Genomic DNA, 16,148 nt, shown 5'->3' on the forward strand with positions numbered 1-16,148 from the left:
ACCATGAGCAATGGGGACGACTTTGTCGGCGAGATCATCGGTACAGCGATTCTCATCCTCTTCGGCACCGGCGTGGTCGGCGCACGCCATGTTCCAGGACTCCGGGGTGAGCATCACGACCCTGAAGGTGGACGGCGGCATGACCAAGAACAACCTGCTGATGCAGCACCAGGCGGACGTCCTCGGGGTGCCGGTCATCCGTCCGAAGGTCTCCGAGACGACCTGCCTGGGAGCGGCGTACGCGGCCGGGCTGGCGACCGGGGTGTGGAACGACCTCGACGAGCTCAAGTCGCACTGGCAGAAGGACGTCGAGTGGACGCCCGCGATGGAGGCGACGGTCCGCGACCGCGAATACCACAACTGGCGCAAGGCCGTGGAGAAGAGCTTCGGCTGGGAGGACGACAGGACCTAGCGCCACCGTTCGCGACACAGGTCCACGCGCGCGTGCCACTGGACCGCGGCCCGTACCCCGGTCGGCCGGGGTACGGGCCGTGCGCGTGTGGGACGGTGCGGGACCGTCAGGTGGTGACGGTCGCGCGGCGGTCGGCCGCGTATGCCATCGCGTGCTGGACGACTCCGATGAGGACCTCCTTGACCGACTCCCGGTTGCGCGCGTCGCACAGCACGAGCGGCACGCTGGGGTCGAGGTCGAGTGCCGCACGGACGGACTGCGACGGGTAACGGGCAGCTCCGTCGAAGCAGTTGACGCCGACCACGAAGGGTATGGAGCGCCGCTCGAAGTAGTCGACCGCGGCGAAACTGTCCTCCAGGCGGCGGGTGTCGGCGAGGACGACCGCGCCCAGCGCTCCGGTGGCGAGCTCGTCCCAGAGGAACCAGAAGCGGTCCTGCCCGGGCGTACCGAAGAGGTACAGCACGAGGTCCTCGCGGAGCGTGATGCGGCCGAAGTCCATCGCCACGGTGGTGGTGTGCTTGCCCTCCACCCCTCGGATGTCGTCGACCGGGCGGCCCGCCTCCGTGAGCAACTCCTCGGTGCGCAGCGGTTTGATCTCGCTGACCGCGCCGACCAGTGTCGTCTTGCCCGCGCCGAATCCGCCGGCCACGAGGATCTTGAGCGTGACGGGCTCGACCGGGGGCTTGCCGCGCTCAGAACGCCCGAAGATCATCGGTCTCTTCTCCTGCTTGTTCGGAATCGGTCGGCGGTGGGCCGTGGCCCCCGCCGCCGGGGGGTCTCGATGACGTCATCGGCTCGTCGCACCGGAGACGGTGAACCGCGCCTCTCCGCCGGACCATTGTCCCGCACCGCCGCTGCCGCGCCGCTCAGAGCGCTCGGAGGCCGTTGATCACGTCGCGCAGAATATTCTCGTCCACCAGCTCGGCGGGGGGCACGGGACGCGTCACATGGACCATTTCCTCGTCCACGAGGTCCCCGATGAGGACCCGCACCACACCGATGGGGAGATTGAGTTCGGCAGCGAGTTCGGCAACCGACTGGGGGGTGTCACGACAGAGTTCGACGATGTCCACGTGTTCCGGGGACAGCGTGTGATCAGCTTCCGGGTCGTCCGCGTGCGCCTCCGCGACGACCACCGCGATCAGGTCGAGGCGGTGCTGGGCCGCATGGCTGGTGCGGCCTCGCGTCATGGCGTACGGACGGACGACCGGTCCCGCCTCGTCGTCGAACCAGTGGCTTCTGGGTTGACCGTCTCCGCTCATGTCATCCCACTACCCGCCTGTGGGCAGATCGGTGCGCGGAGCAGCCGCCAGATGCACACCGACGCGCTTCACCAGGAGGGTCATCTCGTAGGCGACCTGGCCCACGTCCGAGTCGGCGTCCGACAGCACGGCCAGAGCGCTGCCGTCCCCGGCTGCCGTCACGAACAGGAATGCGTCGTCGAGTTCGACGACCGTCTGGCGGACGTTACCGGCGTCGAAATGGCGCCCCACACCCTTGGCGAGGCTGTGGAATCCGGAGGCGACGGCGGCAAGGTGCTCACTGTCCTCCCGGCTGAGGTCCTTGGAGACCCCGGTGGGCAGCCCGTCGCCGGAGAGCACAAGCGCTCTGCGGATGCTGGCGACCCGGTCGACGAGGTCGTCGAGGAGCCAGTTGAGCTCCCCCGACGCCTTGTCGTTCGCGGTCTGGCCGGTCGCCTTCGGTGCGGTCATCGACCGTCCCCCTTACTCGTTCCTTGTGCTGTGCCGTCCGTGGCGCCGTCGTCCACGGCGTTCTCCTCACGACCACGCTGCCAACCGCGCTGCAGCGAGGCCATGCGGCTGCGGACCTCGTCGGCGTCGCGATCGAGGGGGTCCGCCCCGTCCTGGGTACGTGGGTTCATGCGTTCGGTGCGCCGCTCCGGGCCGTCCCTCAGCTGGGGGGCCAGGTTGGCCTGCCGGACACGGCGAGGCAGTCCTGCCGTACCGGACGCGGCGGGGTCGGGTGCCGTACCGGAGCCCCCGCGCCGGTCACGCTGCGGAAGTGCCGGGGCCTCCGGCAACCGGTCGCCGAGGCTGTTGCGGGACGCCTCCGCCCGTCCGGCGGTGCCGCGGGCGGGCACGTCGGGGCGGTCGCTGACAGAACGGTCACCGAAGCGCGAGGCAAAGGGTTCCGCCGGCTTCCCTCTGCTGTCCCGGGCTCGCCCCGGGGACTCCGTGCGGTCGCCGAAGCCCTCACGCGGGTCGGTTTCTCGGCGGATCGCTGCCTCGCCCCGACGCCGTGCCGGCAGCGGAGCCAGCGTGTCGGGGTCCGTCGAGCCCACGCTCTCCACCGGCTGCTCGTCCGACGACGGGTTGCGACGGGACGGCTGTTCGGTGACCGGACGGCCGTGGGAACTGACCAGCTTGGGAGTCCGGCGGCGCGGCAGCTCCACGGGGTCGCTCAGGTCGCCCGTCGCCCCGGTGACCGAGCGGCGCGTGCGGGAAAGTACACCCTGTTCACTGTCCGCGTCGTCGAAGGAGCCGGGAAAGTCGTTGAGGGCGTCCAGGTCGACCGGCGCCTCAAGCTCGATCGGCCCGTCGATGAGCGAGGGGGGCAGGCCGGGGAGGCGTACGGGCGCCGGGGAGAGCGCGGCCCTGCGGCTCCCCTCGAACTCGGCCTTGGAGGGCTGCGCGCGGTCGAGGCGGAAGCCGATGCCGTTGGTGTCCGGGACGTCGTCCGTGAGCAGCGCGTCGGGGACGAAGACGACGGCCGTCGTGCCACCGTACGGGGACGGCTGGAGGGAGACCCGGACGTTCTGCCGCTGGGCGAGCCGACTGACGACGAACAGGCCGAGCCGGTCCGTGTCGGACAGTTCGAACTCGGGTGTCTCGGCGAGCCGCAGGTTGGCGTCGAGAAGCGCTTCCGCCGCCATACCCAGACCCCGGTCGTGAATCTCCAGGGTGAAGCCGTTGGCGACACGTTCACCCAGAACCTGGATGGCGGTGTGAGGGGGCGAGAACACCGTGGCGTTCTCCAGGAGTTCGGCCACGAGGTGCGTCAGGTCGGCGACGGCCGGTCCGGTGACGGCCATGCGCGGCAGCCTGCGGACCTCGATGCGCTCGTAGTCCTCGACCTCGGCGACGGCGGCGCGTACGACGTCCATCAGCTGGACGGGTTTGCGCCACTGCCGGGAGGGGGCGGCCCCGGAGAGGATCACCAGGCCTTCGGCGTGCCGACGCATACGGGTGGTCAGGTGGTCGAGGCGGAACAGGTCGGCGAGTTCGTCGGTGTCCTCGGTCCGGCGTTCCATGGTGTCGAGCAGGGTGAGCTGCTTGTGCAGCAGGACCTGGCTGCGCCGGGCGAGGTTGACGAAGACCTCCGAGACTCCGGAGCGGAGTTCGGCCTGTTTGACGGCGGCCTCGACGGCAGCGCGCTGCAGGGTGTTGAGGGCCTGACCGACCTCGCCGATCTCGTTCTTGTCGTACTCGAGACGCGGGACCTCGGTCTCCACGTCGACCTGTTCGCCGGCCGACAGACGGCGCATCACGCTGGGCAGTCGTACGCCGGACGCCTCGTGGGCCTCAAGGCGCAGTTGGCGCAGGTCTCGGATGAGGGCGCGGCCGATGCGTACGGACAGGAAGAGCGAGAAGAGCAGGGCGACCAGTCCGAGAACGCCGGCGACGACGGCCTTGACGATGACGCCCGTCACGACCGGACGGACCCGGTCCTGATAGCGGTCGCCCGACTCGTCGTTGAGCTTGCGGAGTTCGTCGAGGACATCGCCCGCAGTGGTGTCCCAGCTCTTCGCCGTGACGCCCCTCGGGTGGCCGGACTCGGCGCCGATGGCGGCCTGTTCGGCCACTCGCAACGGCGCGGTGGAGGCGTTCTTCCAGAACCGGTCGTAGCGTGCGCGGTCCGACAGCGGGAGCAGCGGCAGGCTGACGTCGTACATGACGGTGCGCTGGGCCACGAGGTCGGAGATGTCGCGGGACTCGTCGCGGGAGAGCCTGCCGACGACCAGGGCCGAGCCGAGCAAAGCGTCCTCGCGGGAGAGCAGTTCGCGGGCGCGGGCGGTGTTGACGAGCGCGCGGGCCTGCTTGTCCATCTCCAGGTTGTCGATGATGTGCAGGTTGGCGAGCAGGACGTAACAGGGGTCGACCAGGTTGTTGTAGAGGTCGAGGGCCTGGGTCCGGGTGACGGTGCCTTCCTCGACGCTGCGGCGCAGGGGGCCGATGCCGTCGAACGCCTCAAGGACGGCGGTGAGTCGCTCGCTGTCGCTGTCGCTGATCGAGTTGCGCACGTCGGACTTGTCGGCGTTGGCGCGAATTTTGTCGATGACTCCGTCGGTGGCGGTGCGGCTGCGCCGAAGGGCGGCCAGCGCGTCGGAGGCACGGGGGTCGGCGAGATAGACGAGGGTCTGGCGGCGCTCCTGCTGGAGCACGCGTACAGCGTCCTCCGTGGGGTAACTGACCTTCTCCACGATCGACGAGACGTTGAACAACTCGGCCGCCTCACGACCCGTGAGCACCGTGGCGAAGCCCCAGATCACGGTCAGGGACACCAGCGGCACGAGAAGCAGCGCCACGATCTTCCGGCGGATGGACTTCCCGCGAAAGCGCATGGCCTCCCCCAGCTCGCCCCCGTCGACGCGGGGGTACACATGTGCGTCAATAATCGGCGTGAGCCTACTACTGACCCACAGATAACTCGAAGACCTGTCTGGGTACTGAACTTCCGTGCTCCCGACGAGACATGGCGAGTTGTCCCGTCATTACGGGAGATTGCCTCCTCGAATCCGGCGCCGACCGCACGCGACATCCCCCGGCCAACTTGACCGTTTGGCTGGATTTTTACGTTTGACGGGAATCTTCGGGACACGCTGATCGTCTTTGTACATAGGCAATGGGTGGCGGACCCGCCAGCAGGTCCGCATCCCGCGTCCAGACCGCGTAAAACAGCGTTAGCCGGGCAACCACTGGGGAGCCGGTGTCACCGACACCGGGACGGGCGGTGTGCTGGGCGGTGGGGAGTGACACGTGATGGGCACGGCGGAACGACGCGAAGCGTTCGGGAACGACGTGGTGGCGCCATTGGTGGTGCACGAGGGCGCCAGGAGCACCAGCGCGAACCAGGACCCAGGAGGCGGCGGTGAACCGTCCGCGGCCTCCGGTGCGACCGGGCAACTCCCTTCGTCCGCCGGGACGGAGAGGCGGCCCGCATACCGGCAGCTGTGGGTGGAGGAACCCGCGCGTCGGCGCCGACTGCCGGATCCGGTGCGTACGGCGGCCGTTCGAGCCGTGCTGGTCATCTCGGTCACGCTGATCCAGGCGATGGTGGCCTTCCTGTCCACGCTGGCCGGATCCTATTTGGCCTTCCCGATGGTGATCAGCAGCGTGGCCAGCACTGTCGTGGCCACTTGGGCGGCGCTCGACGTGTGGGTGACTCGCCAGGTCTGGAACCAGCGCAACGGCGTGGTGTCGACCCCGAGCAGCACGGCACGGGCGCTGCGACGCGAGCGCCGCAAGGCCCGGAGGCAAGCGCGGGTGACCGCGCGGGCCCAGGAGCGCATACGCAGGCAGAGCGGCGGGTCCGGGCAGCTGTCGCACTCCTAGAAGGCCCCGGGCGAGAGGAGTCTGGGCGGGTAGGACGCGTGCAGGGACCCATCTGAGCTGCGACGGCCCGGCCCCGCGTGGCGTGCCCGTCGTAGTCGCCCCGCCCCGCACGCCGGGGCAGGGCGGGGCCCCATGAACGAGCGCCGGTGGCAGCACGAGCCGTCCGTTCGGTTGGAGCGAGCGCTGCGGCAGGAAGTTGATGATCGGCGACGTCCCGAGGAGTCTCCGCGCACCGGTCCGGCCCGCGAGCACCGCCGCACTCCTGCCCTCGGCACCAGGTGCGCCGGCGCTCCCCTCGATGCCGATGCGCCGTAGTTTCTACCATCGGCGAGCGATCGAGCTGACTTTCGATTCCTGCGGGTGCGTGCGGACCTCGATGGCATCGCGAGCGCGCCCGAACGGTGGTCTGCTGGTGCCGGACGAAGGGTTCACAGGTGGAGCCGCTCCTTTCGGCCATGGACCCCCGACCACCTGGCCAGACGTGTCGAAGATCACATTCGGCATGAATCACCGTCGGCCGGTAAGGCGCCTTCTCGCCAGGGCGCCTTTGACGCGGCGCCGATCAGGAGGAACGAGAACATGCCCGAACTCTTCATCGGTGGTACGTGGAGGTCAGCGCTCGACGAGCGCACCCGGGAGATCCGCTGTCCCGCCGACGGCTCTCTGGTCGGTGTCGTCGACGAGGCGGGCGGCAAGGACACGGTGGAGGCCATCACCGCCGCGCGCCGTGCCTTCGACGAGGGCCCCTGGCCCGGCACACCGGCGAGCGAGCGCGGCGACCTGCTGCTGCGCGTCGCCGACCTCATGGTCCGCGACAAGGACGAGCTGGCCCGCGCGGAATCCCTCGACACCGGAAAACGCCTGGTGGAGAGCGCCTACGACATCGACGACATCGTCAACTGCTTCCGCTATTTCGGTCGGCTCGCGGCAAGCGAGAACGGACGCGTCATCGACACCGGCTCGCCGGGCGTGGACAGCCGGGTCGTGTACGAGCCGGTCGGTGTCTGCGCGCTGATCACCCCGTGGAACTATCCGCTCCTCCAGACCGCGTGGAAGGTCGCCCCGGCGCTCGCGGCCGGGAACACCTTCGTCCTCAAGCCGAGCGAGCTGACCCCGCACACCGCGATCCACCTGATGCGGCTCCTGGAGGAGACCGGACTGCCCGCGGGCGTGGCCAACCTCGTCCTCGGTGCCGGTCCGGAGGCGGGCGCGCCGCTCGGCGACCATCCGGATGTCGACCTCCTCTCCTTCACGGGCGGACTCCAGACGGGCCGCAGGCTCATGGCCGCCGCGGCCGGCACCGTGAAGAAGGTCGCGCTCGAACTCGGCGGCAAGAACCCCAACATCGTGTTCGCGGACGCCGACTTCGACACTGCCGTCGACATGGCGCTCACCGCGGTGTTCCTGCACTCCGGGCAGGTCTGCTCGGCCGGGGCACGACTGCTGGTGGAGGACTCGCTGCACGACCGGTTCGTCGACGAGGTCGTCCGGCGGGCCCAGCTGATCCGGCTCGGCGGCCCGTTCGACGAAGAGGCCCAGACCGGCCCGCTGATCTCCGAGGCACATCGCGCGAAGGTCGAGGCGTATGTCGCCCAGGGTCTGGCCGAGGGCGCGGTCCTGCGCTGCGGCGGGGCGCGTCCCGAGGGGCTCGACGACGGCTTCTACTACCCGCCGACGGTGCTCGACGAGTGCGACGCCCGGATGACCGTCGTACAGGAGGAGTCGTTCGGGCCGGTGCTCACCGTGGAGCGGTTCACGGACGAGGCGGAGGCGGTCCGCCTCGCCAACGACACCGTGTACGGGCTCGCCGGAGGCGTCTTCACCACCGACGAGGCCAAGGCGCAGCGGGTCGCGGCCCGGTTGCGGATCGGCACGGTGTGGATCAACGACTACCACCCGTATCTCCCGCAGGCGGAGTGGGGCGGCTTCAAGCAGTCCGGCTTCGGCCGTGAACTCGGGCCCTCAGGACTCGCCGAGTACCGCGAGGCGAAGCACATCTATCGCAACACCGATCCGTCGCCGCAGGGCTGGTTCTCGTAACTCCACTTGCGCCCCCTTCGCTCCCCACTTGCACCCTGTATGCGCCATTCCCCATACGCGTGTCCTGAATGTGCGCCCCCCATTGATCCCACCTGTTCATCCGGCACCCGCAACGAGCCGCTCCCTCCCCCCTCCCCGGTCCCCCCAGGAGTCCGCTCATGGCAACCACCGAACAACCGACAGGCCCAGGGCACACGGACGACGCCGAACTCGCCGAGTTCGGCTACAAGCCCGAACTCAAGCGCACCCTGGGCAACTTCCATACCTTCGCGGCCGGGATCAGCTACATCTCGATCCTGACCGGCACCTTCCAGCTGTTCTACTTCGGCTACGGCAGCGGCGGTCCCGCCTACTGGTGGTCGTGGCCGATGGTGTTCGTCGGCCAGTTCATGGTCGCGCTCTGCTTCGCGGAGCTGGCCGCCCGCTATCCCGTGGCGGGCTCGGTCTACAACTGGTCGAAGAAGATCGGCAATCCGCATCTGGGCTGGCTGGCCGGCTGGATGATGCTGATCGCCTCGATCGTGTCGATCGCCGCGGTGGCGCTCGCCTACCAGCTGACGCTGCCGCAGATCTCCAGCGTGTTCCAGATCGTCGGTGACGGCACCGGCAAGTACGACGTGGCGACCAACGCGGTGATCCTGGCCGGAGTGTTGATCCTGTTCACGACCGTGGTGAACGCCTTCGGCGTGAAGCTGATGGCCACGATCAACACGGCGGGTGTCTTCATCGAGCTCGTCGCCACCGTGGTGCTGATCGTCCTGTTCGCCGTGCACATCACCCGAGGCCCGCAGGTCGTACTGGAGACGAACGGCACGGGCGCGGGCCACGGCGCCGGCTACCTCGGCGCGTTCCTGGTGGCCTCACTGGCGTCCGCGTACGTCATGTACGGCTTCGACACCGCCGCCTCGCTCGGTGAGGAGTCCCGCGACCCGTCCCGGAACGCGCCGCGCGCCATCATCCGGGCGATCGTCGCCTCCTTCGTCCTCGGCGGCCTGATCCTTCTCCTCGCGCTGATGAGCGTCTCCAGCCTCAAGGGCAAGGAGCTGTCCACGGACGGTCTGCAGTACGTCGTGCTCGACGTGCTCGGGCCGACGGCCGGCAAGGCGATGCTGTGGTGCGTGCTGATCGCGGTCACCGTCTGCGCGCTGGCCGTCCACACGGCGGCGATCCGGCTGGCGTTCGCGATGGCCCGCGACAACAACCTCCCGGCGTCCTCCCTCCTCGCGAAGGTCAGCCCGCGCTTCCAGACGCCGGTGCTGCCCGCCGTGATCGTCGGAGTGCTGGCGCTGGCGATCCTGGTGGTCAACATCCGCCAGCCGCAGATCTTCACCGTCGTCACCAGCATCGGCATCATCATGATCTACCTCGCCTATCTGGGCGTGACCGTACCCATGCTGGTGGCACGGCTGCGCGGCAGGTGGCAGCCGGCCGGCGACGGCAAGTTCTCGCTGGGCCGCTGGGGCCTGCTCGTCAACATCGGGGCCGTGATCTGGGGCGGCGCCATGACGACGAACCTGATCTGGCCTCGGGCCTCGGTCTACAACGCCACCGCCCCCTTCCACTGGTACCTCCAGTGGGGCGCCGTGCTGTTCGTCGCGGTCATCGCGGGTGGCGGTTTCGCCTACTACTGGTTCGTCCAGCGCCACCGGACGGGTGTGCTCGCCGGACACCGCCTTGAGGGAGCCCCGGCCGCGTCGGCCGCTCCCCTCGCCGCCCCGGCGGCCGACTGAAGGAGGTCAAGCACTGATGGAGCAACCCCCCATGGACCGATCACTCATGACCACCGACGAGTTCGACTACGTGGTGGTGGGCGGTGGCACCGCAGGCAACGTGGTGGCCGCGCGCCTCTCGGAGGACCCGTCCGTCACGGTGTGCGTGCTGGAAGCGGGCCCGAGCGATGTCGGCGACGACGACGTCCTCAGACTCGAACGCTGGATGGGCCTGCTGGAGTCCGGCTACGACTGGGACTACCCGGTCGAACCGCAGGCCAGCGGCAACAGCTTCATGCGGCACGCCCGAGCGAAGGTGCTCGGCGGCTGCTCCTCCCACAACTCCTGCATCGCCTTCTGGGCCCCGGCGGAGGATCTCGACGACTGGGCGGCGGCGGGCTGTACGGGCTGGAGCGCGGCCGATCTCTTCCCGCTCTACCGGCGCCTGGAGACCAACGACGCCCCCGGCGACCACCACGGCCGCACCGGACCGGTGACGCTCCGTACTCTGAAGAGCGAGGACCCGTGCGGCGCCGCCCTGCTGGAGGCGTGTGCACAGGCGGGCATCCCCACCACGCCCTTCAACACCGGGAACACCGTGCTCCGCGGGGCCAACTGGTTCCAGATCAACTCCGACGAGAACAACATCCGTCAGTCGTCCTCCGTCGCCTATCTCCATCCGGTCATGGGCAGGCGGCCGAACCTGGAGGTACGAACGGGGGTGCGGGCGAAGCAGCTCGTGCTGGAGGGGCGTCGGTGCGTGGGCGCCGAGTACCTCGACCCGGATCTCATCCACACCAGGACCGTACGGGCGCGCCGCGAGGTCATCGTGTCCTGCGGGGCGATCGACACCCCGAAGCTGCTCATGCTGTCCGGTATCGGCCCGGCCGAGCAGTTGCGCGAGGTCGGCGTCGAGGTGGTCGTGGACTCCGCCGGCGTCGGTGAGAACCTGCAGGACCACCCCGAGGGCGTCATCATGTGGGACGCCGCACAGCCGATGACCACGACTTCGAGTCAGTGGTGGGAGGCGGGCATCTTCTACGACACCGAACCGGGCCTGGACCGGCCCGACCTGATGTTCCACTACGGTTCGGTGCCGTTCGACATGAACACCGCGCGTTGGGGCTATCCGACCTCGGAGAACGCGTTCTGCCTCACCCCCAACGTGACCCGGGCGAAGTCGCGCGGCACGGTGCGGCTGCGTACCCGCGACTACCGGGACAAGCCGATGGTCGATCCGCGGTACTTCACGCACGAGCACGACGCGCGTGTGATGACGTACGGGCTGAAACTGGCACGACGGATCGCCGCCCAGCCCGCGCTGAGCGGCTGGGCGGGGGCGGAACTGGCCCCCGGGCCGGATGTCCGGACGGACGACGAGCTGCTGGACTACATCCACAAGACCCACAACACCGTCTACCACCCGGCCTGCACCGTGAAGATGGGTGCGGACGACGACGCCTCGGCGCCGCTGGACGCGCGGCTGCGGGTGAAGGGCGTCGATGGGTTGCGGGTCGCCGACGGGTCGGTGATGCCGGATCTGGTGACGGTGAATCCGTGTATCACGACGATGATGATCGGTGAGAAGTGTGCGGACCTTTTGAAGCAGGACGCGTAGAGGGGGCGGGCCGTGGGGGAACTGCGGCGCCGTCGTGGCTGGTCGCGCAGTTCCCCGCGCCCCTAAGTAGCTGACGTGGTCGATCGTTTGAACATTCGTGTTGCCGTGATTTCGCTGCGGACCGCGTCTCCCTCCCCGGCCTGGGTCTGCTGCGGCAGTCCCGGTCGGAGGTGTTCCTCGACGCTGATGTACTTCAGACCCGCGCGGAGGTCGGCGTCGTTGCGGAGGCGGATGACGAGCGGGAACTCGGCTAGCGCGGTCGTGTCGAACAGGCCGGTGGTGTACAGGAGTTGGACGCCGAGCGCGTCGGACACGGCTCGCTGGAGCTCCAGCAGGTAGGTCGCGTTGGCTCGCCCGATGGGGTTGTCGAGGAACAGCGTGCCGGCGTGCCGGTGCTTGTCGCGGCCCCGGTCGTTGCTGCGCAGCGCGGCCATCGTGCAGTACAGGGCGATGGCCGCGGTGAGCAGCTGGCCGCCCGAGAACACGTCGCCCATCTGCCCGACGGGGACGCGTTCGGCGCGCAGTACGGCGTCGGGCTTGAGGATCTCGACGGCGATGCCCTTGGGCTGGAGGGCGGCGCCGACTCCCCTCAGGAGGAGGGACATTCCGTCCCGGCGCAGGTCGGAGTTCTTCTTCACGGCCGCCCGGGTCGCGTCGTCGACGACCTCGCCGAGCCGCTCGGTGAGGGTCGCCTGGTCGGGCTCCTCGAACCGGATGCGCAGGAACTCCTGCCCGGACCACTCGCCGAGCCCCTCGGGCAGCCGGGACAGCCGCTGCGCGGACCGCAGGGTGGCCAGCGACGACTCCACCAGCCCGCGCAGCCGGTCCACGATCGAGTCCCGGTTCCGCTCCAGTTGCGCCAACTCGTCGGTCAGGACCCGGAGTCGGGGTGCGAAGGCGTCCGCCCACTTCTGCGCGTGCTCGGGCAGCGCGGACGCGGGCAGTTCACGGATCTGCTGGCGGGCGGGGGTACGCACCGCCTCGTACCGCGTGGAGTTGGCATGCCGTACGAGGATGTCGCTCGCCTCGCGGACGGCGGCCTCGGCCGCGGACAGGTCGGCGGCGCAGCCGCGCAAGGAGCGGCGGGCCTCGGCGGCCGACTGCCGGGCTTCCTCCGGGCTTCCGGGGTAGGGCTCCGGGGCTTCCCGCTCATCGTCCGAGGTGTGCTCGCGCAGCAGGTCGCGGAGCATCGCGGCGATCTCGTCGAACCCTGAGGCCGCGTCCTCGGCTGCCCGGTTGGAGTCGAGAAGTTCGGCGTGCGCCTCCCTGGCCTGGGCCAACGCCTCGGTACGGGAGGCCAGTTCGGCGGTGGCGGTGCGCAGCAGGACCTGAGCGTGTTCGGCGTCGCGCGGGACGAGTTCCTCGGCCAGCTCGGTGTGCGCCTCGCCGTCCTCGGGCGCGTGCCGCTCGGCCTCGCCGCGCAGCCGCCCGAGCTGCTCGCTGGCCGTGGACACCCGGGTCTCCAGGAGCTGCACGAGTTCCTCGGCCCGCGCGGAGGCGGCCTGCCGGGACGGTCCGTCGGACCCCTCGGGCACCTGCAGCAGCTGTTCGGCGCGCGTACGCACCTTGTTGCTCAGTCGGTCCAGGTCCGCGCGGGCGGCGCTCTCGTCGCTCTCGGAGCGTGCCTGCTCCGCGCGCAGGTCGGCCCCGACGCCGACCTTCTCGTACAGCTGGGAGGCGGCCCGGTAGGCCTCGCGGAGGGCGGGCAGCGACGACTTCGCGGCGTCCTCGTCGGCTTCCGGCAGGTCATCGGGGGCGCCCGCGATCTCAGCGCGCTCGGCGCGCAGGGCGCGGGCCGTGCGGCGCGCGTCGTCGGCGGCGCGCTGGACAGCGCGCCGGTCCTCGTCGGCGGACCGTGCACGCTCCAAGCAGACCTGGGCGCGGGCCTCCGACTCCACCGCCTCGTCGGCCAGTTCACGCACCTTGACCTGCCAGCCGGCGCGTTCACGCAGCCGGTACGCCAGGCCGGCGAGCGCGTCGGCGGCGCGCCGGGCCCGCTGGGCGGCCTCCTGCCGCTCGTCCCGGACTCGGGACGCCTCGCTCGCCACCTCGTCGGCCTCGGCCCGCACGGTCCGCGCCTCGGCCAGCTCGGCCTCGGCCTCCTCGGCGAAGGCACGCGCGTCCTGCGCGGCACGGGCCAGCTCGACAAGCCGCCCGGCCGGACAGCCCGTACGCCAGGAGGCGAGCCGCGCGCCCAGTTCCCGGTCCTTGCCGAGCCGCGCGGCGAGTGTGCGGATCTCCTCCTCGCGCTCACCCGCCCTGGCCCGCAGCGTCTGCCGTTCCTCGTCGGCGGCGTGTTCGTCGTGCATGGCCGGGTTCGGCGGTACGAGGAACACGTCGCCGTCGCCCGGTCCGGGGGCCGGGGTGGGGGCGAGCAGGGCTGCTGCCGTACCGACCGCCACGGCCGAGCGGGGCAGCAGAGCCGCGTCGGCGAGGGCCTCGCGGGCACGCGCGTGTGTGCCTGGGTCGGTGATGATGACGCCGTCGACCAGTTCGGGGCGGGCTGCCAGCACGCGCGCGTGGTCGACGGGGTCGACGGCCTGGGCGAGATAGCGCCAGCCGGGCAGCGCGGGGATGCCGTGCTCGCCGAGGAACTCGACGGTGGCGAGCACATCGGGGCCGGCCGGCAGCAGCCCGCCGTCACCGAGCGCGCCGAGGATCCGGGCGTCGTCGGCGGCGGCGGTCCGCAACTCGAAGAGCTGCCGCTCGGCGGAGGTGACACCGCCGTCGAGCAGCTCATGGAGTTCGTCGGCGAAGCGGTCCAGGTCCTCAGGGGTCAGAGGACCTTCGGCGGCGGCACGGGAAGCGCCCTTCCCATCGTCCCCGGCCGTACTCTCGGCACCGCTGTCCTCACCCGGGCCGTGCTGGCGCGGCACCGCGGCCCGTCCCCGCTGCCTACCGCCGGCGGACGGCAGGCTCAGCAGGTCGGCGAGCCGTTCCTCCGCCGCCAGGGCCTCTGCGGTGCGCCGCTCGGCGTCGTACGCGCGCTCGGCCGCCGTGGCGGCGTCCGCCGCGCGGGCGGCCGTCAGCTCCGCGCGGGACTCGGCGGACGCCGCCTCCCGCGCGTGCTCGGAAGCCCGCCCGGAGGCCTCACGGGAGGTGTCCCAGGCCGCGACGGCTGTCTTCTCGGCGTCGCTGGCGGCGAGCGCGGCCCGTGCCGGGTCCGCGTCGGGAGCACTGTCGTCGAGCCAGCCCGCGCGCACCGCCTCGGCGGTCTCCTGTTCGACCTCACTGAGCCGCTGCCGCAGATGCCCGACCTCGCTGCGGGCGCGCTGTGCCTCGGTGGCCGCGCCGGTCGAGTCCCGGTGGGCGACCTCGCTGATCTCCTGGAGGGCGGCCGACCGCTCCTCCTCCTCGTTGGCGAGCGCCTCCGCACCTTCCGCCGCCGAGTGCAGCGCCCGTACGAGGTCGACGGCGGCCTTGGCGCGGGCGGCGAGCGCCGGGGCCGCGTCCCGTTCGGCCTCGCGGATCGCGACGGCCACACGCGCGGAACGATCGGCGGCGGCGCGGTGCCGCAGGACGACCTCGGCGGCCTGCCAGGCGGAGTGCATGGTGCGCGCGTCGGCGAGTTCGCGCTTCTGCGCGGCTGCCGTCTTCTCCGCCGCCGCGAGGGCCAGGGAAGCATGCCGGAAGGCGAGTTCGGCGGCGATCAGCGCGCTGCGCTCCCGCGCGCCCTCGGAATGGGTGACGGTGTAGGCGGCGGCGGTGACCCGCTGGGCGAGATCCCCGGCCCTGACCCGTTCCTGGACGCCCCGCGCGGTAAGCCGCCGGGCCAGGGTGCGTGTCCGGCGCTCCGCACCGGCGTGGACGTCCCGCGCGCGGGACCGTGTTTCCGCCGCTTCGACGATGCGTCCGAGCAGGTCGACGGACCCGGCGGTGAAGTCCCGTTCGGCGATCAGTTCGGACCGTCGCCCCAGCTTGTTGCCGAAGCCTCCGACCAGGTCGGCAAGCCCGTCCGTGTCCCGGGTGTCGGTGACCGCGCGCAGCAGCAGGTCGGTGAAGTCGGAGTCCTTCTTGACCGCGAAGAGGCCGGCGGCCTCACCCTCGTCGGCGTTCATCTCCCGCTGGTAGCGGAAGAGTTCGGGGTCGAGACCCAGTTCCCCCAGATGCTCGACCCAGCGGTCGTGGATCTCCTCCCAGTGCACTTCGAGATGCGGATACGCCTTGCCCGCCTCGGTGATCGCGTCCCGGAAGCCCTTCATCGTGCGGCGCCGCCCCTGGGCACCGGATACGCCCTCCACCGGCGGCCGTACGGCGGTGGACTCGGCGACGGGAAGGTTGTCGAGGCTCAGCCCCGGGCCGGGCCGGAAGGAGTACCAGGCCTCGGCGAACTTCCGCGGGTCGTTGGAGACCTGCCGGCCCCGCCACTCGCTCGCCTTGCCGACCACCACCAGCTCACCGGTGAGCGTGTGCTGCCACTCCAGGACGACATGCCCGCAGTCGTCGGCGAGCAGGAACTTCCGCAGCACACCGGAGCTGGCGCCACCCAGGGTGTTGCGGTGCCCGGGGAGCATCACGGAGAAGATCAGCTTGAGGAGTACCGACTTGCCGCCGCCGTTCTCCAGGAAGAGCACACCGGCGGGCGCGGGCCGGCGCGGCGGTCCGACGGGCTCGTCCTCGAAGAACTCCGCCTGGGTGGGCGCGGGGTCGGGCACCGGCGCGCCGACACCCCGCAGGTCAAGCACGGTGTCGGCGTAGCGCGCACCGGCGGGACCGATGGAGTAGAGGCGGACCCGGGACAGCTCGTACATGGCGGACTCTCGTAGTCGTAAGGGAGTAGTCGGGTTGGGGGTGAA

General features: G+C 70.6%; 9 protein-coding genes and 3 pseudogenes. 6 read left to right on the plus strand and 6 right to left on the minus strand.

All coding sequences use genetic code 11. The annotated features are described in order from the left end of the window. Positions 1-3: 3 nt before the first annotated feature. Positions 4-84, plus strand: a pseudogene (locus QA861_RS31080) (aquaporin family protein); the annotation flags it as partial. Position 85: 1 nt separating this feature from the next. Further along, a pseudogene (locus tag QA861_RS31085) lies at positions 86-412 on the plus strand (FGGY-family carbohydrate kinase); the annotation flags it as partial. Between the two features lie 106 nt (positions 413-518). Here the strand turns inward: QA861_RS31085 and QA861_RS31090 are convergent. The 5 genes and pseudogenes from QA861_RS31090 to QA861_RS31105 form a co-directional block, all read right to left on the minus strand. Then, positions 519-1,124: a GTP-binding protein gene (locus QA861_RS31090; RefSeq protein WP_334591986.1), complete on the minus strand. Its 606-nt coding sequence runs from the start codon at positions 1,122-1,124 to the stop codon at positions 519-521. After that, positions 1,105-1,289, minus strand: a pseudogene (locus QA861_RS47235) (hypothetical protein); the annotation flags it as partial. The gene QA861_RS31090 and the pseudogene QA861_RS47235, both read right to left, overlap by 20 nt. Further along, positions 1,279-1,674, minus strand: coding sequence for a DUF742 domain-containing protein (locus QA861_RS31095; protein WP_334591987.1), 396 nt, complete (start codon positions 1,672-1,674; stop codon positions 1,279-1,281). The gene QA861_RS31095 and the pseudogene QA861_RS47235, both read right to left, overlap by 11 nt. A 9-nt stretch (positions 1,675-1,683) precedes the next feature. Further along, the gene (locus QA861_RS31100) at positions 1,684-2,124 is read right to left on the minus strand and encodes a roadblock/LC7 domain-containing protein (protein WP_334591988.1); all 441 of its coding nucleotides are present in this window, start codon (positions 2,122-2,124) and stop codon (positions 1,684-1,686) included. Next, positions 2,121-4,994 (minus strand): nitrate- and nitrite sensing domain-containing protein, encoded by a 2,874-nt coding sequence (locus QA861_RS31105; protein WP_334591989.1) that lies wholly within the window; start codon positions 4,992-4,994, stop codon positions 2,121-2,123. The genes QA861_RS31100 and QA861_RS31105 overlap by 4 nt, the downstream gene beginning before the upstream one ends. Before the next feature lie 415 nt (positions 4,995-5,409). Between QA861_RS31105 and QA861_RS31110 the strand changes: the two genes are divergently transcribed. The 4 genes from QA861_RS31110 (at position 5,410) to QA861_RS31125 (ending at position 11,352) form a co-directional block, all read left to right on the plus strand. Beyond that, a complete protein-coding gene (locus QA861_RS31110) occupies positions 5,410-5,985 on the plus strand; it encodes a hypothetical protein (protein ID WP_443041609.1) in 576 nt (191 codons plus the stop codon). A 579-nt stretch (positions 5,986-6,564) separates the two neighbouring features. Beyond that, positions 6,565-8,025: an aldehyde dehydrogenase family protein gene (locus QA861_RS31115; protein WP_334591990.1), complete on the plus strand. Its 1,461-nt coding sequence runs from the start codon at positions 6,565-6,567 to the stop codon at positions 8,023-8,025. Positions 8,026-8,183: 158 nt separating this feature from the next. Beyond that, positions 8,184-9,755 (plus strand): APC family permease, encoded by a 1,572-nt coding sequence (locus tag QA861_RS31120; RefSeq protein WP_334591991.1) that lies wholly within the window; start codon positions 8,184-8,186, stop codon positions 9,753-9,755. 46 nt (positions 9,756-9,801) lie between these two features. Then, positions 9,802-11,352, plus strand: coding sequence for a GMC family oxidoreductase (locus QA861_RS31125; protein ID WP_334594903.1), 1,551 nt, complete (start codon positions 9,802-9,804; stop codon positions 11,350-11,352). Positions 11,353-11,414: 62 nt separating this feature from the next. On the opposite strand, the gene QA861_RS31130 is transcribed toward QA861_RS31125, so the two are convergent. Continuing rightward, the gene (locus tag QA861_RS31130) at positions 11,415-16,103 is read right to left on the minus strand and encodes a hypothetical protein (protein ID WP_334591992.1); all 4,689 of its coding nucleotides are present in this window, start codon (positions 16,101-16,103) and stop codon (positions 11,415-11,417) included. Positions 16,104-16,148 lie beyond the last annotated feature (45 nt).

This window comes from Streptomyces sp. B21-083 (assembly GCF_036898825.1).
GTDB lineage: Bacteria > Actinomycetota > Actinomycetes > Streptomycetales > Streptomycetaceae > Streptomyces.